The sequence below is a fragment of the Pseudomonas sp. O230 genome, assembly GCF_045447035.1.
In the GTDB taxonomy this organism is placed as follows: Bacteria; Pseudomonadota; Gammaproteobacteria; order Pseudomonadales; family Pseudomonadaceae; genus Aquipseudomonas.
This window is the reverse complement of record NZ_JBJGXN010000006.1, coordinates 130,936-154,056: the sequence shown is the minus strand read 5'-3', so window position 1 is coordinate 154,056 and position 23,121 is coordinate 130,936. Positions and strand designations below refer to the sequence as shown.

16 protein-coding genes are annotated in these 23,121 nt (G+C 60.1%); 8 read left to right on the top strand and 8 right to left on the bottom strand.

Annotated elements, in window-relative coordinates; genetic code table 11:
- The first annotated feature begins 479 nt into the window (after nucleotides 1–479).
- On the top strand, nucleotides 480–2,573 hold the full coding sequence (locus ACI77H_RS14270) for an LTA synthase family protein (protein WP_407012447.1): 2,094 nt from the start codon (nucleotides 480–482) through the stop codon (nucleotides 2,571–2,573).
- Between the two features lie 59 nt (nucleotides 2,574–2,632).
- On the opposite strand, the gene ACI77H_RS14265 is transcribed toward ACI77H_RS14270, so the two are convergent.
- Entirely contained in the window at nucleotides 2,633–2,791 is a 159-nt protein-coding gene (locus tag ACI77H_RS14265) for a DUF3309 family protein (protein WP_174602692.1), read from the bottom strand.
- A 279-nt stretch (nucleotides 2,792–3,070) separates the two neighbouring features.
- On the opposite strand from ACI77H_RS14265, the gene ACI77H_RS14260 reads away from it, so the two are divergent.
- The 3 genes from ACI77H_RS14260 to csrA all read left to right on the top strand — a co-directional run bounded on the left by ACI77H_RS14260 (nucleotide 3,071) and on the right by csrA (nucleotide 4,611).
- Nucleotides 3,071–3,886: an SDR family oxidoreductase gene (locus ACI77H_RS14260; protein WP_407012446.1), complete on the top strand. Its 816-nt coding sequence runs from the start codon at nucleotides 3,071–3,073 to the stop codon at nucleotides 3,884–3,886.
- Between the two features lie 64 nt (nucleotides 3,887–3,950).
- Entirely contained in the window at nucleotides 3,951–4,283 is a 333-nt protein-coding gene (locus tag ACI77H_RS14255; protein ID WP_407012445.1) for a YnfA family protein, read from the top strand.
- A 142-nt stretch (nucleotides 4,284–4,425) separates the two neighbouring features.
- Nucleotides 4,426–4,611, top strand: a complete 186-nt coding sequence (gene csrA, locus ACI77H_RS14250; protein ID WP_407012444.1) for a carbon storage regulator CsrA — start codon at nucleotides 4,426–4,428, stop codon at nucleotides 4,609–4,611.
- Nucleotides 4,612–4,616: 5 nt separating this feature from the next.
- On the opposite strand, the gene ACI77H_RS14245 is transcribed toward csrA, so the two are convergent.
- From ACI77H_RS14245 to ACI77H_RS14230, 4 genes are all read right to left on the bottom strand, one after another.
- The gene (locus ACI77H_RS14245; protein WP_003199186.1) at nucleotides 4,617–4,844 is read right to left on the bottom strand and encodes a YheU family protein; all 228 of its coding nucleotides are present in this window, start codon (nucleotides 4,842–4,844) and stop codon (nucleotides 4,617–4,619) included.
- A 206-nt stretch (nucleotides 4,845–5,050) separates the two neighbouring features.
- Nucleotides 5,051–6,241, bottom strand: a complete 1,191-nt coding sequence (locus ACI77H_RS14240) for an osmoprotectant NAGGN system M42 family peptidase (RefSeq protein WP_407012443.1) — start codon at nucleotides 6,239–6,241, stop codon at nucleotides 5,051–5,053.
- Between the two features lie 164 nt (nucleotides 6,242–6,405).
- Nucleotides 6,406–8,154, bottom strand: a complete 1,749-nt coding sequence (gene ngg / locus ACI77H_RS14235; RefSeq protein WP_407012442.1) for an N-acetylglutaminylglutamine synthetase — start codon at nucleotides 8,152–8,154, stop codon at nucleotides 6,406–6,408.
- A 3-nt stretch (nucleotides 8,155–8,157) separates the two neighbouring features.
- On the bottom strand, nucleotides 8,158–9,930 hold the full coding sequence (locus ACI77H_RS14230; protein ID WP_407012441.1) for an N-acetylglutaminylglutamine amidotransferase: 1,773 nt from the start codon (nucleotides 9,928–9,930) through the stop codon (nucleotides 8,158–8,160).
- Between the two features lie 296 nt (nucleotides 9,931–10,226).
- On the opposite strand from ACI77H_RS14230, the gene ACI77H_RS14225 reads away from it, so the two are divergent.
- Nucleotides 10,227–15,032: an NEL-type E3 ubiquitin ligase domain-containing protein gene (locus ACI77H_RS14225; RefSeq protein ID WP_407012440.1), complete on the top strand. Its 4,806-nt coding sequence runs from the start codon at nucleotides 10,227–10,229 to the stop codon at nucleotides 15,030–15,032.
- A gap of 5 nt (nucleotides 15,033–15,037) precedes the next feature.
- Here the strand turns inward: ACI77H_RS14225 and mnmC are convergent, their stop codons facing one another.
- Entirely contained in the window at nucleotides 15,038–17,020 is a 1,983-nt protein-coding gene (mnmC, locus tag ACI77H_RS14220) for a bifunctional tRNA (5-methylaminomethyl-2-thiouridine)(34)-methyltransferase MnmD/FAD-dependent 5-carboxymethylaminomethyl-2-thiouridine(34) oxidoreductase MnmC (protein WP_407012439.1), read from the bottom strand.
- A gap of 160 nt (nucleotides 17,021–17,180) precedes the next feature.
- Here mnmC and pap point away from each other — a divergent pair, with 160 nt between their 5' ends.
- Entirely contained in the window at nucleotides 17,181–18,704 is a 1,524-nt protein-coding gene (gene pap / locus ACI77H_RS14215) for a polyphosphate:AMP phosphotransferase (protein ID WP_407012438.1), read from the top strand.
- 101 nt (nucleotides 18,705–18,805) lie between these two features.
- Nucleotides 18,806–19,990, top strand: a complete 1,185-nt coding sequence (locus ACI77H_RS14210) for a thiolase family protein (RefSeq protein ID WP_407012437.1) — start codon at nucleotides 18,806–18,808, stop codon at nucleotides 19,988–19,990.
- A 138-nt stretch (nucleotides 19,991–20,128) separates the two neighbouring features.
- Here ACI77H_RS14210 and ACI77H_RS14205 read toward each other — a convergent pair whose 3' ends face one another.
- Complete coding sequence (locus ACI77H_RS14205) at nucleotides 20,129–20,323, bottom strand: DUF6316 family protein (protein WP_407012436.1); 195 nt, start codon at nucleotides 20,321–20,323, stop codon at nucleotides 20,129–20,131.
- A gap of 209 nt (nucleotides 20,324–20,532) precedes the next feature.
- Here ACI77H_RS14205 and ACI77H_RS14200 point away from each other — a divergent pair, with 209 nt between their 5' ends.
- Nucleotides 20,533–21,492: a DMT family transporter gene (locus ACI77H_RS14200; protein WP_407012435.1), complete on the top strand. Its 960-nt coding sequence runs from the start codon at nucleotides 20,533–20,535 to the stop codon at nucleotides 21,490–21,492.
- Nucleotides 21,493–21,635: 143 nt separating this feature from the next.
- Here ACI77H_RS14200 and ACI77H_RS14195 read toward each other — a convergent pair whose 3' ends face one another.
- Nucleotides 21,636–23,030: a class II fumarate hydratase gene (locus ACI77H_RS14195; RefSeq protein WP_407012434.1), complete on the bottom strand. Its 1,395-nt coding sequence runs from the start codon at nucleotides 23,028–23,030 to the stop codon at nucleotides 21,636–21,638.
- Nucleotides 23,031–23,121 lie beyond the last annotated feature (91 nt).

Below are 23,121 nucleotides of genomic sequence, written 5' to 3'. Positions count from 1 at the left end.
TCTTCCAGCGGGCCACTTGGAAAAACGCAACGCCGCCCGGCCTGGCAGTTCCCTGTAGGAGCTGGCTTGCCGGCGCTGGCGTCCGTCCATTCAATAAACAGGTTGGCTGACCCACCGCTATCGCCGGCAAGCCAGCTCCTACAGTTGATCGTGTAACACCCCAGTCAAGGGTTCGCTGAAATGGCCGTTGCCGTTGCCGTTGCCGTTGCCGTTACCGCATAACCGGATATGAGCACATTCAACTTTTAGAGTTTGGGGGGCTTTATTGTGTTTCCGAATATGCGTTGCACAAAATTTTCACAAAGTCTCCAAGACAATTCGCCCGCGCCAACATTGTCAGGCAGTAATCAATGGCAATGCCGCGGTTGATCGTGCAACATTTGCGCACCGCGCAAACCCCGGGGCCGAGAACTGGCCAACAGAGGGCAAGGCGCAGCCGTAATTTTGAAACTTCAACTTCCAATGGGTCCTAAAACGACATGGCAATCCCGGACGCCCTGAGTCAGCAGCGAGCTTCTAGTCGCCTGCTGCAACCGACCGTCAAATCGCATCTGGCCTACACGCTGTTGTGTGCCCTGGTCATGATGGTCATGTTCAGCCTGCTGCGCGTCGCGCTGCTGGTCTACAACCGCGAGATGATCCTCGACACCCCGGCCTCGACCTTTCTCGAAGCATTCGCCAACGGCCTGCGTTTCGACTTGCGCTTGGTGGTCTACCTCAGCATTCCATTGCTGCTGGCACTGTTCAGTGCCCGGGCCATGGCGGCTCGCGGATTCTTCCGTTTCTGGCTGACCATTGCTTCGAGCATCGCGCTGTTCCTCGGCCTGATGGAAATGGACTTCTACCGCGAGTTCCACCAGCGCCTCAACGGCCTGGTCTTCCAGTATGTAAAGGAAGACCCGAAAACCGTCATGAGCATGCTCTGGTACGGATTCCCGGTGGTGCGCTACCTGCTGGCCTGGGCTGTGGGCACCTTGATCCTGACCTTGGCGTTCAAGGGCGCCGACCGCGCCACCCGTCCTCGCGGCCCCTTCAGCGGCGGCAGCATCGGCACGCGTCAGATCGCCCCGTGGTATGCGCGCATCATGGTGTTCGTGGTGTGCCTGATGATCTGCGTGGTCGCGGCTCGTGGCACTCTGCGTCAAGGCCCGCCGCTGCGTTGGGGTGACGTCTACACCACTGACTCCAACTTCGCCAACCAGTTGGGCCTCAACGGTACCCTGTCGCTGGTTGCGGCAGCCAAGAGCCGGATGTCGGAAGATCGCGACAACATCTGGAAAGCCACACTGCCGCAGCCGCAAGCCCAGCAAATCGTGCGTGACATGCTGGTGATGCCGAACGACAAACTGGTGGATGCCGAGACCGCAGCGGTGCGTCGCGATTACACGCCGCCAGCCGACAAGACCCTGCCGATCAAGAACGTCGTCGTCATCCTGATGGAAAGCATGGCCGGTCACTCGGTCGGCGCTCTCGGCGCACCGGGCAACATCACGCCGTACCTCGACAAGTTGTCGAAGGAAGGCTTGTTGTTCGACCGGTTCTTCTCCAACGGCACTCACACCCACCAGGGTATGTTCGCCACCATGGCCTGCTTCCCGAACCTGCCGGGTTTCGAATACTTGATGCAGACCCCGGAAGGCAGCCACAAATTGTCCGGCCTCCCGCAATTGCTCAGTGCGCGTAAGTATGACGATGTGTACGTCTACAACGGTGACTTCGCCTGGGACAACCAGTCTGGCTTCTTCAGCAACCAAGGCATGACCAACTTCATCGGTCGTAACGACTTCGTCAACCCGGTGTTCTCCGATCCGACCTGGGGCGTGTCCGATCAGGACATGTTCGACCGAGGCCTGGTCGAGCTCAAGGCGCGGGAAAACGGCAAGCCGTTCTATGCCTTGCTGCAAACCCTGTCCAACCACACACCCTATGCCTTGCCGACGCCATTGCCGGTCGAGCGCGTGACCGATCGTGGCAGTCTGAACGAGCATTTGACCGCCATGCGTTACGCGGACTGGGCACTCGGCCAGTTCTTTGAAAAGGCCCGCAAGGAGCCTTACTTCAAGGAAACCCTGTTTGTCATCGTCGGCGACCACGGTTTCGGCAACGAGCGCCAGATCACCGAAATGGACCTCGGCCGCTTCAACGTGCCGATGCTGATGATCGCACCGGGCATCCAGGAAAAATTCGGCAAACTTGACCACACGGTGGGCACTCAGATCGACATCGTGCCGACTATCATGGGTCGTATCGGTGGCGAAGTGCGTCATCAGTGCTGGGGGCGTGACCTGCTTGACCTGCCGGAAGGCGACACCGGTTTTGGCGTGATCAAACCGTCGGGTAGCGAACAGACCACTGCCATTATCACGGCCGATCAGATTCTGGTCTTGCCGAAAGAAAAGGAAATGGCGCCGAAGATGTACCAGTACGAACTGGGCGCAACGCCTCACGCCGAGATCGTTCCGGATGCCCCGCGTACTGCCGAGCTGAAACTCAAGCTCGAAGCGTTCCTGCAAACGGCAACCAAGAGCCTGATCGACAACACCGCCGGTGTCGTTGACGGCAAGCCGGACTGAAAGTTGACGCAATAAAAAAGAGGCCCTTCAAGGGCCTCTTTTTTTTGCCTGTCAGCTCTTTATATTTTGCCGAGTAACAGCAGAATCAACAGCACCACCAACACCACGCCGATGATACCCGACGGGCCATAACCCCAACTTCTGGAGTGAGGGAAGACCGGCAGACCACCTACCAGCAGGAGGATCAAAATAATAATTAGAATTGTGCCCATGTCTATTTCCTTGTTGGAAGTGTTCTGGAATTTTCGGGTGATTAATTGTCAGCTGGACTGCAATTAACCCGAGCTGCTTACAAAATCCGACTGTTGTACATGAAAGAAAATTCCAAGTTTTTTTAATGTTTTTCGAAGAAAGGCTTATTTCGTTCTCAGGGGGCTAGTGGGTTCAGGCGCGCTCGCGGTTTGCTCGCGCCATTCAGCAATCTGATGGAGCGTGGGTCGGGCAATGTCCTTCGCTACACTCGATGCATCTTCCCCGGAACAACAAGGCTGTTTGCTATGCAAAATCGCATGATGATCACTGGCGCGGGCTCGGGCCTGGGTCGCGAAATCGCGCTGCGCTGGGCGCGTGAAGGCTGGCAACTGGCCTTGTCCGATGTCAGCGAGCCTGGTCTGCAGGAAACCCTGAAACTGGTTCGCGAAGCCGGCGGTGACGGTTTTATCCAGCGGTGCGATGTGCGCGATTACAGTCAGTTGACCGCGTTCGCCCAGGCCTGTGAAGTCAAACTCGGCGGCATCGATGTCATCGTCAACAACGCCGGTGTCGCCTCGGGCGGGTTCTTCAGCGAACTGTCCCTGGAAGACTGGGACTGGCAGATCGCGATCAACCTGATGGGCGTGGTCAAGGGGTGCAAGGCGTTCTTGCCGCTGCTGGAAAAAAGCAAAGGCAAGATCATCAACATCGCGTCGATGGCGGCTTTGATGCAAGGCCCGGCCATGAGCAACTACAACGTGGCCAAGGCCGGTGTGGTGGCGTTGTCCGAAAGCCTGCTGATCGAACTGGCGCACCAGGAAATCGGTGTTCATGTGGTGTGCCCGTCGTTCTTCCAGACCAACCTGCTGGACTCTTTCCGTGGTCCGACGCCTGCCATGAAAGCGCAGGTTGGCAAGTTGCTGGAAAGTTCGCCGATTAGTGCGACGGACATTGCCGACTACATCTATCAGCACGTCGCCGCCGGCGAATTCATGATCTTGCCCCACGAACAGGGCCGTATGGCCTGGGCGCTCAAGCAGAAGAACCCGCAACTGCTCTACAACGAAATGACCCTCATGGCCGATAAAATGCGCGCCAAGGCCAAACAAACCGCAGGCTGAACTTGCCCGCGTACAACGTCGTCGTTAGGGTGGCCGCAATCGGTCAGCCTCACGAGACGTTCGCATGCTCAATTACCTGTGGTTTTTTCTTGCCGCGCTGTTTGAAATCGCCGGCTGCTTTGCCTTCTGGATGTGGCTGCGTCAAGGCAAAAGCGTCTGGTGGGTGGTGCCGGCGCTGCTCAGCCTGACCTTGTTCGCGTTGCTGCTGACCCGTGTCGAGGCGAGCTATGCGGGGCGTGCTTATGCCGCCTACGGTGGCATCTACATCATTGCGTCGATTGGCTGGCTGGCGGTGGTCGAACGGATTCGTCCGCTCGGCTCGGACTGGATCGGCGTGGCGTTGTGTGTGATCGGCGCAAGCATCATCCTGTTCGGCCCGCGTTTCTCCGCCTCCTGAGGCAAAACCACAGTTTGTAAGACGTTTCCTTAAGAGGTGTTCGTCTTGTGCTGTAGGGCGGGACTGTTTTGCGCTCGTCGCATTGAAGGCCCGTCGGGCGCCGGGCATCTTCAGGGTTCGATAACCCTGAAGGACGAATGCCATGCTTGTACTCAGCCGCGTTGTGGGCGAAATGATTTCCATCGGTGACGAGATTTCGGTGCGTATTGTCGGCGTCAGCGGCAACACCGTGCGCTTTGGCGTCGAAGCGCCGCAGAGCGTCAATGTGCACCGGGCCGAAGTCTACAAGCGCATCCAGGTCAAACTGGAAAAAACCAAAGGGCGATGAAGGCGTCAGTCGAACAGATGCTTGGGCACGTCGTGCTTGAGCATCAACTGGCATTGCTCGCTTTCCGGGTCGAAGACAATCAGCGCCTGACCTTTGGTCAAGGCCTGGCGTACCCGCAATACGCGGGTTTCCAGCGGCGTGTCATCGCCGTTGTCGGTGCCGTCACGGGTCACGAAATCCTCGATCAGGCGGGTCAGGGTGTCGACTTCAAGTTGGTCGTGGGGAATCAGCATAGGCACCTCGGCTAAACAATGGCGCGATGCTACGGCGAATGGGCGGTTGCGGCTAGCCTGGGAATGATGGGTTGACTGAGCCGTCGCCATCGCCGGCAAGCCAGCTCCTACAGGAGTTGTGTCGTTCGGAGTATTTTGTACGACACAACTCCTGTAGGAGCTGGCTTGCCGGCGATGGCGATCTGTCTGACAACCAAAAATCCGGATCAGCTATCGGACCGTTGCCCCACCAGACTGTCCACCGACGGCACCCGCGTATCGCTTTCCATCTGCGTGTCATGTTCGATCTGATGACTGAACCGGTCCAACGATCCCTTGGCCGGCTGCGCATCGCTGGCGAACACTGGCGGGCTGAGGATGTAGGCGCCGAGCAGGCGACTGAGCGCTGCGAGGCTGTCGATGTGGGTGCGTTCGTAGCCGTGAGTCGCGTCGCAGCCGAAGGCGAGCAGGGCGGTGCGAATGTCATGGCCGGCGGTGACCGCCGAATGCGCGTCACTGAAGTAGTAGCGAAACAGGTCGCGACGCACCGGCAACTCGTTGTCGCTGGCCAGCCGCAGCAGGTGCCGAGACAAGTGATAGTCGTAAGGCCCGCCGGAATCCTGCATCGCCACGCTGACCGCGTGTTCGCTGGAATGCTGGCCGGGCGCGACCGGCGCAATGTCGATGCCGACGAATTCGCTGACGTCCCACGGTAATGCCGCCGCCGCGCCGCTGCCGGTTTCCTCGGTGATGGTGAACAGCGGATGGCAGTCGATCATCAGTTCTTCGCCACTGTCGACGATCGCTTTCAGCGCCGCCAGCAACGCGGCAACACCGGCCTTGTCGTCGAGGTGCCGGGCGCTGATGTGGCCGCTTTCGGTGAACTCCGGCAGCGGGTCGAACGCGACGAAATCGCCAACGCTGATCCCCAGCGAATCGCAGTCGGCGCGGGTCGCGCAGTACGCGTCGAGGCGCAGTTCGATGTGATCCCAACTGATCGGCATCTCGTCCACTGCCGTGTTGAACGCATGCCCGGACGCCATCAACGGCAACACGCTGCCACGGATCACGCCGTTGTCGGTAAACAGGCTGACGCGGCTGCCCTCGGCAAAACGGCTGGACCAGCAGCCGACCGGTGCCAGGGTCAGGCGACCGTTGTCTTTCACTGCGCGAACGGCGGCGCCGATGGTGTCGAGGTGGGCGGAGACGGCGCGGTCGGGGCTGTTTTTCTTGCCTTTGAGCGTGGCGCGGATGGTGCCACGGCGGGTCATCTCGAAAGGAATGCCCAGCTCTTCAAGCCGCTCGGCGACGTAGCGCACGATGGTGTCGGTGAAGCCGGTGGGGCTGGGAATGGCGAGCATTTCCAGCAAGACTTTTTGTAGATAGTTGAGGTCCGGTTCCGGAATTTTACGGGTCATGGAAACTCCTGATGAGTCACGAACATCGATGGTTTCGATGAGAGAAAAGAAGGTGTGTGTTGCCTGTCAGGCCGCTATCGCTGGCAAGCTAGCTCCTACAGGGTTGTCGCATGACTTGTAGGCGCTGGCTTGCCAGCGATGGCGGCCCAACAGGCACCGCATCACTAAGAAACCGCTGGCTGACTGTGCGGAAACAACAGATCCACAAACCGTTCGGCCGTCGGCTGCGGTTCATGGTTGGCCAGACCGGCGCGTTCATTGGCTTCGATAAACACGTACTGCGCTTGATCCGCCGCGAGCACCATCAGGTCGAGCCCGACCATCGGAATGTCCAGCGCCCGCGCCGCGCGCACGGCTGCGTCCACCAGTGTCGGATGCAGGATCGCCGTGACATCTTCCAGCACACCGCCGGTATGAAGATTCGCCGTACGCCGTACGAACAAATGCTCACCGGCCGGCAGAATGCTGCTGTAGTCGTAACCCGCTGTCTGCACAGTGCGTTCGGTCTCGTGGTCCAGCGGGATTTTGCTTTCACCGCTGGTGGCCGCCTGACGTCGGCGACTCTGGGCTTCGATCAGCGCTCCGATGGAATGCTGACCGTCGCCCACCACTTCGGCCGGCCGACGAATCGCCGCCGCCACCACCTCAAACCCGATCACCAGAATCCGCAGGTCGAGGCCTTCGTGAAAGCTTTCCAGCAGCACGCGGCTGTCGAACTGGCGGGCTGATTCAATGGCTAGCTGGACGTCTTCGATGGTCCGCAAATCCACCGCCACCCCTTGCCCCTGCTCGCCATCCAGCGGTTTGACCACCACCCGCTCGTGCTCGTCGAGAAACGCCAGATTGTCATCGGCGTTGCCGGCCAGTTGCTGGGTCGGCAGATTCAGCCCGGCCGCCTTCAACACCTTGTGCGTCAGGCTTTTGTCCTGACACAGGCTCATGCTGATGGCGCTGGTCAGGTCACTCAGCGACTCACGGCAACGCACTCGCCGCCCACCGTGGCTGAGGGTAAACATCCCGGCCTCGGCATCATCGACCTGCACATCGATGCCGCGACGATGGGCTTCCTCGACGATGATCCGCGCGTAGGGGTTGAACTCGGCTTCAGGACCGGGGCCGAGAAACAACGGTTGATTGATGCCGTTCTTGCGTTTGATCGCAAAGGTCGACAGGTTGCGAAAACCGAGCTTGGCGTAAAGACTTTTTGCCTGGAGATTGTCGTGCAGCACGGACAGGTCCAGGTAACTCAGCCCACGGCTCATGAAGTGTTCGATCAGATGCCGCACCAACACTTCACCAACGCCGGGCCGCGAACAGTGTGGATCGACCGCCAGGCACCAGAGGCTGCTGCCGTTTTCCGGATCGTTGAATGCCTTGTGATGATTGAGGCCCATGACGCTGCCGATGATCGCGCCGCTGTCCTCGTCTTCGGCCAGCCAGTACACGGGGCCGCCCTGATGACGCGGGGTCAGCAGGCTGGCATCGATCGGCAACATGCCGCGTGCCTGATACAACTGATTGATCGCCTGCCAGTCGGCATCGCTTTGCGCACGACGAATGCGAAAGCCGCGAAACACGCGGGTCGCCTGACGGTAATCGCTGAACCACAACCGCAAGGTATCCGACGGATCAAGAAACAGTTGTGCCGGCTCCAGCCCTAGCACTTGCTGGGGCGCGGCGACATACAGGGCGATGTCGCGCTCGCCCGGCTGCTCATTGAGCAATTCCTGGGCGAGGCTGGCCGGATCGGGGAATGTATGCCCGATCAACAACCGGCCCCAGCCGCAATGCACGGCAATCGGTGCGGCGCCCAGTTCACTGCCGTCTTCGGCCAGACGCGCCTGCAAGCGTTCGTAAGAGGGCGCCTGACCGCGCAACAGGCGTTGGCTATACGCCGTGGCGTGAGGTTTCATCGATCAGATTCCTTGTTCACTGAGCCACAGGTTCAGCGCCGCCAGTTGCCACAGCTTGGAGCCGCGCAACGGGGTCAATTGGCCTTGTGGATCGGTCAGCAGGCGGTCGAGCATCGCTGGGTTGAACAGGCCGCGATCCTGGCTCGGGTCCAGCAGCAGTTCGCGCACCCAGTTCAGCGTGTCGCCCTGTAAGTGTTTGAGGCCTGGCACCGGGAAGTAGCCTTTCTTGCGGTCGATGACTTCGCTCGGAATCACCAATCGCGCGGCTTCTTTCAGCACCTGCTTGCCGCCGTCCGGCAGTTTGAATTTGCCCGGCACCCGTGCTGACAATTCCACCAGGCGATAGTCGAGAAACGGCGTGCGCGCCTCCAGGCCCCAGGCCATGGTCATGTTGTCGACGCGTTTGACCGGGTCGTCCACCAGCATCACCGTGCTGTCCAGACGCAAGGCTTTGTCCACCGCCGCATCGGCGCCGGGTTGTGCGAAATGTTCCTTCACGAAGTCGCCGGCGGCGTCATTCGCGGTCAGCCATTTCGGTTGCACGGTGGCGGCGTAATCCTCGTAGCTGCGGTCAAAAAACGCCTCTCGGTACGCCGCGTACGGATCGGCCGCGCCATCGACCTGCGGATACCAGTGATAGCCGGCGAACAGTTCGTCGGCACCCTGGCCGCTTTGCACCACTTTGCAGTGCTTGGCCACTTCGCGGGACAACAGATAGAACGCGATGCAGTCATGGCTGACCATCGGCTCGCTCATCGCGCGGAAGGCTGCGGGCAGTTGCTCGATGATCTCCTTTTCGTCGATGCGCAGTTGATGGTGTTGCGTGTTGTAGTGTTTGGCGATCAGGTCCGAATACTGGAACTCGTCACCGCGTTCGCCGCCGGCATCCTGGAAACCGATGGAGAAGGTCGACAGGTTTTCCACGCCAACCTCACGCAACAGACCGACGAGCATGCTCGAGTCGACACCGCCCGACAGCAGCACGCCGACGTCCACGGCCGCCCGTTGGCGAATCGCTACGGCATCGCGGGTGCTGTCGAGTACGCGGTCGCGCCAGTCTTCGAGGGTCAGATTGAGCTCGTCGGCGTGTGGGCCGTAGGGCAGGGTCCACCAGGTTTTCTGCTCGGTGGTGCCGTCCGCTTCGATGCGCATCCAGGTGGCGGGTGGCAGCTTTTCGATGCCGGCCAGCAAGGTGCGCGGCGCCGGGACCACCGCGTGGAAGTTCAGATAATGATTGAGCGCCACCGGGTCGAGGATCGGGTTGATGTCGCCGCCCTTGAGCAACGCCGGCAAAGCGGAAGCGAAGCGCAGGCGCTGGCCGGTTCGCGACAGGTACAGCGGCTTTACGCCGAGACGGTCGCGGGCGATGAACAGGCGCTTGGCGTCGCGCTCCCAGATGGCGAAGGCGAACATGCCGTTGAGCTTGGGTAACAGCGCTTCGCCCCAGGCGTGATAGCCCTTGAGCAGCACTTCGGTGTCGCCGCCGGAATAGAAGGCGTAACCGAGGCTTTCGAGCTCGGTGCGCAGTTCCGGGAAGTTGTAGATCGCGCCGTTGAAGGCCAGGGACAGGCCCAGTTGATTGTCGACCATCGGCTGCGCCGAGCCGTCCGACAGGTCCATGATTTTCAGGCGACGATGGCCCAGGGCAATCGGCCCCTGGCTATGAAAACCCCACGCGTCAGGGCCGCGAGGCGCCAGGTGATGGGTGATTCGTTCAACGGCTGCAAGGTCCGCAGGTTGATGATCAAAGCGTAACTCGCCAGCTAATCCGCACATAAAGTCCTTACCGGTTTTTCCGTTGGGGAGGGTCAATCGATACCCGGCTAAAACGACGGGTACTCAGAAACTGACCCGCTGGGATCGTGGGAGTTTTAGATCGATAAGTAATAAGCAGACGCTGCCGGGGGAACGGCAGCCAAGGCAGAAATGTGCATTGCGGTGGTGGTAATTATTGCTGTGATACATACGAGTAGCTGTTGGGATGCACGCCCGTTCGACCCGTTATTCGAATTATTAAATGCCTGTCGAGCTTCATAAACTGAGGGCCTCTCAACGCAATAAGGATATTGCTCATGTTGGCTACGACTTCCAAAGCCGCCCCCGTGACGGTGCCCATGACATCGGCACAACGCCTCGAAGCGTTGTTGGAGCACACCGGCGACCTGGACAAAGCGCAGGTGCTGCAAGTGTCTGTTCCGCAATGGTTGGCGACGGCGGATCTGAATGGGGTGCAGGCGCTGAAGGCTGCGTTCGAGCAGTCTTTTGTTGCCCAAGGCAAAGTCACGGAGGCGCTCAAAAAGCTCAAGCCGCTGGACGAGTTCTGCAAAGAGCAACTGACCGGGTTCCTCAAGGGCAAATGGACGATCGATTTCGACGTCGAGCGGGACACGCTGGACATCACCAAAAAAATCTACACCTCAACAGGGGTGCTCCCGGTCCTTGGCGGCAAGGATAAAGAAACCACCACCTCGCGCAGCCTGCTCCAGGCGGCCATGGAGAACTTCACCTCTGCGGAAGCGAGGAGCGGCGGTATTCCGGACTCGGTAATACGAATCAATGAACAGGCCCAATCAGGCCCTGAAACAAGCCCTGAAAAATTCGCTGCACTGTGTCGTGAACTCGACCTCGGTGCCCGCTATCAGCGCCATATCGACGAGGCCTTGGCATTGCCGGCCAGACCCGCAAGGGGTGCGCCTGTCGATGATCGGGCCAGCGTCGCGGACATCCAGCGGTTGAAGGTGCTGGACATGCGAGTCGCCCTCCACATGGCCTCCCTGAAAAAGAACATCACGCCTGCGGTCTACACCATGCTGCTGAGTGTGATCGATCAGGATCTCCCGGCAGCTCAAACCAGAGGCGCGCTGTTTGATGGCGGGCCGGTGCATTGGCAGGGCTTGATGATTCATGACACCTGCATCTGGGGCGCCCTGGTGTTTAGCAAAGTCTCCATCGATACCGCGCCGAAGGCCCGGTGTGTGGTTTACATGCCGAACGAACCCCGACGACCGCTGTATGAATACGCCTCGCTGGATGAGTTCAAGGTCTACCTGACCCTCCATTTGCAAAGCAAAAGCTACCGAAAATCTTTCGCAGAGCAGTACCTGCATGGCCACGACAAAACCGGGTTTTTTACCCGGTTTGACAAGGGCAAGACCTTGGGCGCGCTCGCTGCTGCTCCCGTCAGCACTTGCCTTGGCGATTTTTTCTTCAGTGATTTTGTCAGTAAGACTCAAAAAGACGCACGAGTACTTGCCGTGCCGACAGAAGACGTCGATGAGCAACAGCGGGAAAAAACCCTTCAGGCATTGCTCGAAGGTGGGCTTCTGCTGTTGAACGCAGCCGCTTTTTTCGTACCGGTGATCGGCCAATTCATGCTGGCTGCGGCGGTCGTCGACATCGTCAGTGAGGTCTATGAAGGTGTGGCTGACTGGACACACGGCGAGCGGGCCGAGGCGTTGGGCCATTTGCTGAGGGTCGTGGAAAACGTCGCGCAGCTGGCAGCGTTTGCCGTCGGTGGAAAAATCATCGCGACAGCTATCGGTAAGGGCGCGAAGGAGCAGGAGGTGTTTTTCGACGGTTTCGTAGCCATCAATCGCGCTGATGGTCAAAGAAAACTGTGGAAGCCCGACCTTGCTCCTTACAAACAGACCGCGACACTGCCAGTCGGCATGCAACCTGATTCGCAAGAGCTTTACCGGCATGCCGGACAGACGTCGATCGTCATGGAGGGCGCGACCTATCGCGTCACCCGTAACGCCGCGGGATCGGCATGGACCCTCAATCATCCTGTGCGCACTGACGCCTTTGCGCCTGCCGTCGAGCGACATTTGGACGGTGGCTGGCGGCATGTCTATGAGCATGCGCACGAGTGGCGCGACGGCGCCTATGCGTTGGGGCGCACGGACCCGCGCCTGAGCGATCTCGGCAGTGATCTGGAAGCGATTGCCGACATCACCGACATGACGCCTGACACGTTGCACCAGTTGCATGAAAGCCACCTCAAGCTACCGCAGCGGCTGAATGATTGTGTCGAGCGTTTCAGGATTGACCGGCGCATCACCGCGATGGTCGCGGCAATGGAACGGGGAGAGACCGCGAACAAGAACTTCATTCAGGAGCAACTGCATACGCTGCCGAGGCTGCGCGGCTGGCCGGTCGAGCGCTTCATTGAAGTGCGCGACGAGGAGGGCCTGGTCGTTTCCCGCTTCCCCGAAACCGCGTCACACGATGATGACGTCAACAGCGTGCAGGTCTCTGAGTCGGATCTGGAGTCGGGGACACTGCTCGATGCCGTCATCAATGGCCTCTATCCGGCAGAAGTGGAGGGCATCGTGGGTCGCACGACCACTGAATCGAAATCGCAGTTGCTGGCAAAGAAGATCGCGGCAACGCTCAAGCGCAATCGCCAGCCGCTGTTTCAGTGGCTCTATAAAACCTGGGACGGCACCGCCACTGGTGACGTGGCGATCCTGCGCGAACACGCCGCAGACCTTCCCACGCAGGTCTGTCAGGAATTGCTGGATAACGCCTCTGGCAGCGATCGCAGCTTTCTGCGTGACCGCAAGATCCTCGGAATGGATCTCGCTCGGCAGGTCAGTGAGGCACAGGCGCTGATCAGGCAGGACCGTGCGCTCACCGGGTTGCATCTGCCGCAACTGGCGAATGCCGACACCGACAGACTGACGCTCGGGTTGATGGACAGGGTGCAAGGCTGGGATGACCGCTGTCGACTAGAAGTGCGACAGGGTTCAGCGACCGGCACCTTGCTGGAGAGCGTGGGCGAAGCGGATGCGCCGTCGCGCGAGGTGATTGTCAAGACGTCCAGCGGGTACAAGGTCACCCAAACCAACGGCAATGTGTCTTCCACGCTGACAAGCGAGACCCTGCTTCAGTCGATACTGGATGCATTGCCTGACAGCGCCCGCACACATCTCACCGGCGACAATACGCCGGATGTCCCGACATTACGATCACGGCTGTTGAGGGCCGCCGCTGACGATCCGGCGCGTACCCGGCGGGTGTTACGGGGGGAGCGCAGTGATACACCCCAACACCTTACTGCCTGTGTCCAGGCGGATCCTCCCGCTGCGGGCACTTATGCAAGGGGCTTGATTCGTCAAGTCAGAAAGCTCTATCCGCTGTTCACGGATGCTCAGGTTTCGTCGTTTCTCGACAACGCCGGCACCACCCAGATGCAGCGGGTGAATCGCATCAAGGAGCTGCAGCAGCAACTGAAGAAACTGCTCGGCGTGTTGCACACCTGGCGTGACGATGAAGCGCAAATGAAGACGCTACCGGGGGCGCTCAACGATATCCGGGTCAGCCGTCGTCAGGTGGCCAATGCCATCGAAAACTGCTGGCGCCGGGTCGCTCGGCAAAACCCGCCTTCTACAACGCTCGCGCTGGAGCACAACCCTGTAGGCCCATTGCCAACGCTGACCGAACCGGATGTCGCGCATGTGCGCCGCCTTTCAATCAGGGACATGCAGGCGGGCGATGAGCTGGCGTATTTCCTTAGACCGTTCAAAGGGCTGGTCACTCTGGAACTGGACCGCAATCAACTCACACGATTGCCTGAGGCGCTGTCGTACATGCCCGACCTCCAGTACTTAAGCCTGCAGGGTAATCAGCTTCAACTGACTGAACACACCTTGCGCAAACTGGCCGACATGCGCAATTTGCGCACGTTGGGGCTGAGCGGCAATCGCTTGGGAGCCACGATTGATGTCAGCAAAATGCTCAATCTGAAAGAACTGCTGCTGCGCGATACACACGCGACGGAACTGCCTGTCGGGCTTTCCCGCTTGCCATATCTGGACTTCGTGGACCTGCGAGGAAACCAGATTCGGGAGTTGCCCCAATGGCTGTTCCAGCTTCCTCAGCGATTCGCGCTGGCGATCAACCTGCGCCATAACCCCATCTCCGCGACGAGCCGAACGAGTCTGGAGGCCTACCGGAGCCGCACGGGGATCGGGATGGGGCTGCTGCAGAATGAAACTGTGGTGCTCAATGATCAAAGGGCTCGAGACCTGTGGATGCCAAAACCGGCTGAAGAGATCTATGCCAGTCGTAATCGTGCATGGCTGGCGCTGAAGAACGAACCCCGTTCGAAAGAATTCTTTGAACTGCTGGCAGAAGTCGGGAGCTCGGCGGATAGCCGCTTTGTGAACGAAGACATGACCCGGCGCGTCTGGAGTGTCATTGAGGCGACTCGGACGGACTCGGCGTTATGCACTCAATTGCTGTCGATGGCAGTGAAAGCCAACTGCGCTGATCACGCGGCGACGATCTTCAGCAATCTTGAGGTCGCCGTCGAGATCGACAGGGTGGTTCGGCAGTCCGCGAATGCCCATGATCAGGCTGCTCGGCTGTTGAGACTTGGGCGAAGCCTGTTCCGTCTGGATTATCTTGGCCGAATTGCCCGGGAACAGGCCCAGGCCAATCCTGCGCTCGATGCGGTGGAAGTGGAGCTGGCTTATCGCACCGGCCTGGCCGACCGGCTCGAACTGGTCGGCCAGCCCCGGCACATGCGTTATGCATCGCTCAGTGGCGTCAAAGCAAATGATCTGGAGGTTGCCTACAACAAGGTCATCGCCGCAGAAGTCTCACCTGAACTATCGACTTACATCAGTGGCCGCACGTTCTGGAGCGACTTTTTGCGACAGCATCATGGCCAACAGTTCACCGACCTGACGGCACCCTTTCACGTGCGGATGGAAACAGCCTTCGAAAATGAGGCGACACTTGGCGCGGACTATCGTCCGCAGGTTGACGGTATCGCCGATGAGTTGAAGCAAGCCGAGACGGCTTTGCTGACGCGTCTGACCGAGGCGGCCATGACGGCTGACGAGTCAAGGACTTGCTTCGCGCTGGATTGAGCGCCTCAGGCCTTGCCCCGAATCAGCCGTCGCAAGGCAAAGCGGTTCGGATGACATGCCTCGGCGACGGCTCTGGGCAAGGGCAGCGGCTCGTTATCCAGCCACGCCGCCAGCAACTCGCCTGACAACGGAGCGGTGATCAAACCTCGGGAACCGTGGCCGCTGTTGACGTACAGGCCGTCCAGCCATGGGCATGGGACGTCCGGGGTTTGCCGGGCATCCTTGCTCAAGGCGCTGTAGGCGTCGGCGAACGCCTGACCGTCGGCCAGTGGACCGACAATCGGCAAGTAATCCGGGCTGGTGCAACGAAACGCTGCGCGCCCTTCAAGTGCTTCAGGCTGCAATGCATTCGTGCCGAGCCGAGCGACCAGGTCGACCGAGATTTCTTCGAGCATCAGCAGATTGCCTGCATGTTCGGCAGCGGTAGGGGTCAGGTCATCGGAGTTGAAATCGAAACTGGCGCCCAAGGTGTGTTCACCCAAACGCGCTGGAGCGACATAACCTTCGGCGCAGACGACAGTGCCCAGCGCCTGGCTTTCAGGCGTCTGTGGCAGCCGAGTGATTTGTCCACGAATGCGTTTGAGCGGCAGTTCGCAGCTGTAGGAGAAACGCTTGATCTCGGCGGCGCCGGCCAGCACCACCACCGGGGCATCGGCCAGCACGGTTTCGCCATCCAGGGCTTGCCAGTGCCCGTGCGCTCGACGCAACTCCAGCACCTCGTGATGGGTCAGGACCTGTATGTTCGGGTGCGCAGCTTGCCATTGGCACAGGGCGGGCGGATGCACCCAGCCGCCTTCGGGGTAGAACAGGCCACCCGATTGCAGCGCGATACCGGCACGGATCTCGGCCTGCGCTCGATCGAGCGTGTGCAGCAAGTCCTCGGGAAACGCCGCGGCCAATTGCCCCTGACGCTGCGCTTCCTTGGCATTGAACGCCAGTTGCAACACACCGCAATCGTCCCAGTCGAGACCTCGATGCAAATGCTCAAGCACGCGTCGGGTGTGGCCGAAACCACTGACGATCAATTGCGACAATGCGGTGCCATGTGCGGAAAGCTTGAGGTACAAAACCCCTTGAGGATTGCCCGAGGCTTCCTGCGCCACTGCTGCGTGACGCTCCAGCAGACTGACTTGCCAACCCCGTGCGGCCAGGCTGGCGGCCGTCGCGCAACCGGCGAGGCCGGCGCCGATCACCAGGGCACGACGTTCACCTTTTAGTGGCATCGGGCGCGCGAACCATGGTTTAGCCACGGCGGGCACCGGAACTTCCTCAGGCCAGCCGAGGAACACTCCGCGCAGGATTTCCCATTTGTGGCCGATGCCGGGCGTGCGCTTCATCTTGAAGCCTGCGCCATTCAACAGACGACGCACCCACCCGGTGCTGGTGAAGGTGCTGATGGTCGAGCCGGGCGCCGCCAGTCGGGCCAGTTCGGCAAACAGTTCGGCGGTCCACATGTCGGGGTTTTTCGCTGGGGCGAAACCGTCGAGAAACCACGCATCGATCTGCGCGTCCAGTTGTGGCAACTGTTCTAGCGCATCGCCAATCAGCAGCGTCAGGGTGATGCGCCCGTGGTCCAGAACCAGACGCTGAAAGCCTTGATGAATTGCCACGTATTGCGCCAACAGTTGATCGGCAAACGGCTTGAGCTCCGGCCACAAGGCCAGCGCCCGCTGCAAGTCGGGCAGGCTCAGCGGGTACTTTTCGACACTGACAAAATGCAACCGCGCACCGGCCACCGCGTGCTGCTCGAACAACTGCCAGGCGCAGAGGAAATTCAACCCGGTACCAAAACCGGTCTCGCCAATCACCAGCCTCCCGCCTACCGGCAACGCCGCAAAACGTTCACGCAGCGCATTCTGTTCGAGGAAGACGTAGCGGGTTTCATCCAGCCCGGACAGGTCGGAAAAATACACATCATCGAACACCCGCGAGCGCGGGAGCCCTTGGTCGTCCCAGTCGAGCTGGGCGTGGGGCAATACAGGTTTCATGGCAGGCTCGGCAACGGCAAGGCGGCCATTCTAGCCGATCGCCGAGTCGCTGCTTGATCCATGGCAACGTGCGGAACGGGCCGGGCAGTGAAAATGGGATTTCTCCCACACAGGAGAGGTCTATCCGCTAGTCTTGTTCAATCCTGGAAGGAGCTGTTCAATGTTCGAATCTGCCGAAATCGGTCACGTCATCGACAAAGAAACCTATGAAGCCGAAGTGCCGGCGCTGCGTGAAGCGTTGCTCGAGGCGCAGTTCGAACTGCAGCAGCAAAAACGCTTTCCGGTGATTGTTTTGATCAACGGCATCGAAGGCGCCGGCAAGGGCGAGACGGTGAAGTTGCTCAATGAATGGATGGACCCGCGACTGATCGAGGTGCGCACGTTCGATCAGCAGACCGACGAAGAACTGGCGCGACCACCGGCCTGGCGCTACTGGCGGATGCTGCCGGCCACAGGGCGCATGGGGATTTTTTTCGGTAACTGGTACAGCCAGATGTTGCAGGGGCGGGTTCATGGCGTGATCAAGGATCCCCGGCTCGATCAGAGCATCAACGGTGCCGAACGCCTGGAGAAGATGTTGTGCGACGAAGGCGCGCTGATCTTCAAGTTCTGGTTCCACCTCTCCAAGAAGCAAATGAAGGACCGCCTCAAGGCCCTGGCCGACGACCCGTTGCACAGCTGGCGCATCAGCCCGCTGGACTGGCAGCAATCGGAGACTTACGACAAGTTCGTCAAGTACGGCGAACGCATTCTGCGCCGCACCAGCCGCGACTATGCGCCGTGGCATGTGATCGCCGGGATGGACCCGCGCTATCGCAGCCTGGCGGTCGGCAGGATTCTGCTTGACGGCCTGCAAGAAGCCTTGAAAAGACCGAAGATTCACCCGGATAAAGTCAGCGCCGCGCCATTGGCCAGTAGCGTCGATCGGGTGACCTTGCTCGACAGCCTCGACCTGAGCCAACACTTGGAGAAGGAAGACTACGAAGAGCAACTGATCACTGAGCAGGCGCGTTTTTCCGGGTTGATGCGCGACAAGCGCATGCGCCAGCACGCCTTGATCGCCGTGTTTGAAGGCAACGATGCGGCGGGCAAAGGCGGGGCGATTCGTCGGGTGGCCGCCGCGCTCGATCCTCGGCAATACAGCATCGTGCCGATCGCCGCGCCCACCGAAGAAGAGAGGGCACATCCGTACCTGTGGCGGTTCTGGCGGCATATTCCGGCGCGGTCCAAATTCACCGTGTTCGACCGTTCCTGGTATGGCCGGGTGCTGGTGGAGCGTATCGAAGGCTTTTGCAGTCCGGCCGACTGGCTGCGCGCTTACAGTGAGATCAACGATTTCGAAGAGCAGATCGCCGATGCCGGTGTGATCGTGGTCAAGTTCTGGCTGGCCATCGATAAACAGACGCAACTGGAGCGCTTCGAAGAACGCGAGCAGATCCCCTTCAAGCGCTTCAAGATCACCGAAGATGACTGGCGCAATCGCGAAAAGTGGGATGCCTATCGCGCTGCAGTCGGCGACATGGTCGACCGTACCAGCACCGAAATTTCCCCTTGGACGCTGGTGGAAGCCAACGACAAGCGCTGGGCGCGGGTCAAGGTTTTGCGCACGCTCAACCAGGCGCTGGAAGCGGCGTTCGAAAAGTCCGACAAGCACGAGAAAAAGCTGAAAAAGTTGAAGAAGTGAGCCGATGGTGACGCATACGCGGGGTGAATGATTGTCGCGACCGGTTACGGGTGGACTTATGCTCGTTCCACTCTCAACCGACAACAATAATGAGGTATGCCATGCGTGAAGTGGTGATCGTCGACAGCGTGCGGACCGGCCTGGCCAAGTCCTTTCGCGGCAAGTTCAACCAGACCCGTCCGGACGACATGGCGGCTCACTGCGTCAATGCGCTGCTGGCGCGCTCGGGCATTGACCCGGCCAGCGTCGAGGATTGCATCGTCGGCGCCGGCTCCAACGAAGGCGCCCAGGGCTACAACATCGGTCGCAACGTTGCGGTGCTCTCGCGTCTGGGCACCGGCACCGCCGGCATGACCCTCAACCGTTTCTGCTCATCGGGCTTGCAGGCGATTGCCATCGCCGCCAACCAGATCGCTTCGGGCTGCAGCGACATCATCGTCGCCGGTGGCGTCGAATCCATCAGCCTGACCATGAAAAGCGTCAACACCGACAACCTGATCAACCCGCTGCTGAAGGAGCAGGTGCCGGGCATCTACTTCCCCATGGGCCAGACTGCCGAAATCGTTGCGCGTCGTTACAACGTCAGCCGTGAAGAACAGGACCTGTACGCGTTGCAAAGTCAGCAGCGCACCGCTCAGGCGCAGGCCACCGGGCTGTTCGACGACGAAATCGTACCGATGGCGGTGAAGTATCGGGTTGAAGACAAGGCCTCCGGCCAAGTGCAGATCCTTGATGGCGTCGTTGATCGCGACGACTGCAACCGTCCGGACACGACCCTGGAAAGTCTGGCGGGGTTGAAACCGGTGTTTGCCGAGGACGGTTCGGTGACGGCGGGCAACTCGTCGCAGCTGTCCGACGGTGCGTCCATGACCTTGGTGATGAGCCTGGAAAAAGCGCTGGAATTGGGGTTGAAGCCGAAGGCGTTCTTCCGTGGTTTCACCGTGGCGGGTTGCGAGCCAGATGAAATGGGCATCGGCCCGGTGTTCTCGGTGCCGAAGTTGCTCAAGGCCAAGGGGTTGCAGGTGGCCGACATCGACCTGTGGGAACTCAACGAAGCGTTCGCCTCGCAATGCCTGTACAGCCGCAACCGGCTGGGGATTGATAACGACAAGTACAACGTCAATGGCGGCTCGATTTCCATTGGCCACCCGTTCGGTATGACCGGTTCGCGTCAGGTCGGGCATCTTGTGCGGGAATTGCAGCGACGGAATTTGCGTTACGGTGTTGTGACCATGTGTGTGGGGGGCGGGATGGGCGCGACCGGGTTGTTTGAAGCGGTGCGCTAAAAGCCTTGAGATTTTTGGTGAATCTCAAATTGCTATCGCGGGCAAGCCCGCTCCCACAGGTTTTTTGATGGGCACAAAAATTGTGAACACCGAAGATCACTGTGGGAGCGGGCTTGCCCGCGATGCAGGCGCCTCGGCCTATCGACTGGCGCTCAATAGCTGCATCCGCGCAATATAAGCCTCAATCTCCCGCGCAGCCGCTTCCTGGTTTTCAAACGGCCCCTCCAGCGTGTTTTCCCGGGTGCTGAAATACAACTCTCCATTCACCCGACACATCCGGTCACAGCGAAAGTGCGTGGCGGGGGCGTTGTCCTGGGCGCGCATGCCGTACATGGCAGTCTCCTGAGGGGGATGCTGTTGGCGGATCCAATGAGCTTATGCATGAACCACTTGCAACGCCTGGCCAGCCGATCAGCGGCACATCGCCAATTTAATGGTGCGACCTGCACAGTTTCATTCGCGGCCCGCCGTCAACTGTCCCTGTGTGCTGGCCGGCGCTGAGCCTAGAATGATGATTCTTGCCATCGGGCTTTGGGGTACGCATGCACATTTCATCGGGTCGCTGGGTTTATGGTCTGTCCCTTGCCTTGTTGACCGCGTTGTTGTGGGGAATCCTGCCGATCAAACTCAAGCAAGTGCTGCTGGTGATGGACCCGGTCACCGTCACCTGGTTTCGCCTGATGGTGTCCGGCGGCTGCCTGTTCATTTACCTGGCGGCGACCCGACGCCTGCCGAGCCGCAAAGTGCTTGGCCCGCGCGGTGGCTGGCTGGTGTTGATGGCGGTGCTTGGTCTGGTGGGCAACTACGTCCTGTATTTGATGGGCTTGAACCTGCTCAGCCCCGGCACCGCGCAGCTGGTGGTGCAGATGGGCCCGATCATGTTGCTGATCGCCAGCCTGTTTGTGTTCAAGGAACGCTTCAGCGTGGGGCAGGGGATTGGCCTGCTGGTGCTGCTGATCGGTTTCGGGCTGTTTTTCAATCAGCGCCTGGCTGAGTTGCTCACCTCGCTGACCGACTACACCGCGGGCGTGCTCTTGGTGTTGTTGGCGTCCACGGTCTGGACCTTCTACGCCCTGGGGCAGAAGCAATTGCTGACGGTGTGGAATTCGTTGCAGGTGATGATGGTGATTTACCTGTTCTGCGGGTTGCTGCTGACGCCGTGGGTGCATCCGCTGGAAGCGCTGCAACTGAGTCCGCTGCAAGGCTGGCTGTTGCTGGCATGCTGCATGAACACCCTGATTGCGTATGGCGCGTTTGCCGAAGCGCTGGCGCACTGGGAAGCCTCGCGGGTGAGCGCGACGCTGGCGATCACGCCGTTGGTGACGTTCGCGGCGGTGGCCATGGCCGCCTGGTTGTGGCCCGAGTATGTGCATGCCGAGACGATCAATGGTCTGGGGTATGGCGGGGCGGTGCTGGTGGTATTGGGGTCGGCGCTGGTGGCGTTGGGGCCGTCGTTGATTGCGGGGCTAAAGGCGCGGAAGGTTCGGATGGCGGCCAGTTAGACCGCGTTATCGTTCATCGTCGGAATGCCGCCCAGACCAAGCCCGCTCCCATAGGTTTTGTGTCTGTCACACTATCTGTGAGCGACCCAAAACCGGTGGGAGCGGGCTCGCCGGCGATGACTGACTGACAGGCGTTAAAAAACTCAGCCCTTGGCCCCGGCCTCCAGCATATTCTCCGGCCTTACCCACGCATCAAACTGCTCATCGGTCAGATACCCCAACTGCAACGCCGCCTCCCGCAACGTCAGCCCTTCGGCATACGCCTTCTTGGCAATCTCCGCCGACTTGTCATAGCCGATATGCGGGTTAAGCGCCGTCACCAGCATCAATCCACGTTCCAGATGCTCAGCCATTTTCTCGGCATCCGGCTCCAGGCCGGCGATGCAATGCTGCTGGAAGTTGCTGCAGCCATCGCCGAGCAAACGGATCGATTGCAGCAGGTTATGGATGATCACCGGTTTGAACACGTTCAGTTGCAGATGGCCCTGACTCGCGGCGAACCCGATGGCCACGTCGTTGCCCAGCACCTGACACGCGAGCATCGACAGGGCTTCGCATTGGGTCGGGTTGACCTTGCCGGGCATGATCGAACTGCCGGGTTCGTTGGCCGGCAGTTTCACTTCGGCAAAACCGGCACGCGGCCCGGAGCCCAGAAGGCGCAAGTCGTTGGCGATTTTCATCAGGGTCACGGCGAGGGTTTTCAGCGCGCCGGACAATGTGGTCAGCGGTTCATGGCCCGCCAGTGCGGCGAATTTGTTCGGTGCGGTGACAAACGGCAAACCGGACAGCGCGGCCAGCTCGGAGGCGATCGCTTCGCCAAAACCGTGTGGTGAGTTCAGCCCGGTGCCGACCGCGGTGCCGCCCTGGGCCAGTTCACACACGGCGGGCAGGGCGCTGCGGATCGCCCGCTCGGCATAGTCCAGTTGCGCAATAAACGCCGAGAGTTCCTGACCGAAAGTGATCGGCGTCGCATCCATCATGTGGGTGCGGCCGGTCTTCACCAGTTTCATGTGCCGCGCAGATAACTCGGCCAAACCTCCCGACAGCTCGCTGATCGCCGGCAGCAAATGCTGTTGCACAGCCTGCACGGCGGCGATGTGCATCGCGGTGGGGAAGCAGTCGTTGGAGCTCTGCGAGCGGTTGACGTGATCGTTGGGGTGCACCGGCGACTTGCCGCCGCGCGGGTTGCCGGCGAGTTCGTTGGCACGCCCGGCGATCACTTCGTTGACGTTCATGTTGCTTTGGGTGCCGCTGCCGGTCTGCCACACCACCAGCGGGAACTGGTCGTCGTGGCTGCCATCGAGCACTTCGTCGGCGGCCTGTTCGATCAACCGGGCGATGTCGGCGGGCAGGTCGCCGTTACGGTCATTGACCCGCGCCGCGGCTTTCTTGATCAGCGCCAGACCATGCAGCATAGCCAGCGGCATTCGCTCGTTGCCGATGGCGAAGTTAATCAGTGAGCGTTGCGTCTGAGCGCCCCAGTAGGCCTCATCCGGCACTTCCACCTGGCCAAGGCTGTCGGTTTCGATACGGCTCATCATGCACACTCCTGTCGGTCTGATAGCGCAGTTTAGGCCGTGATCACCGGCCGTGGTTCCATCGGTCTGGATTTATGACCATTCAACCCCT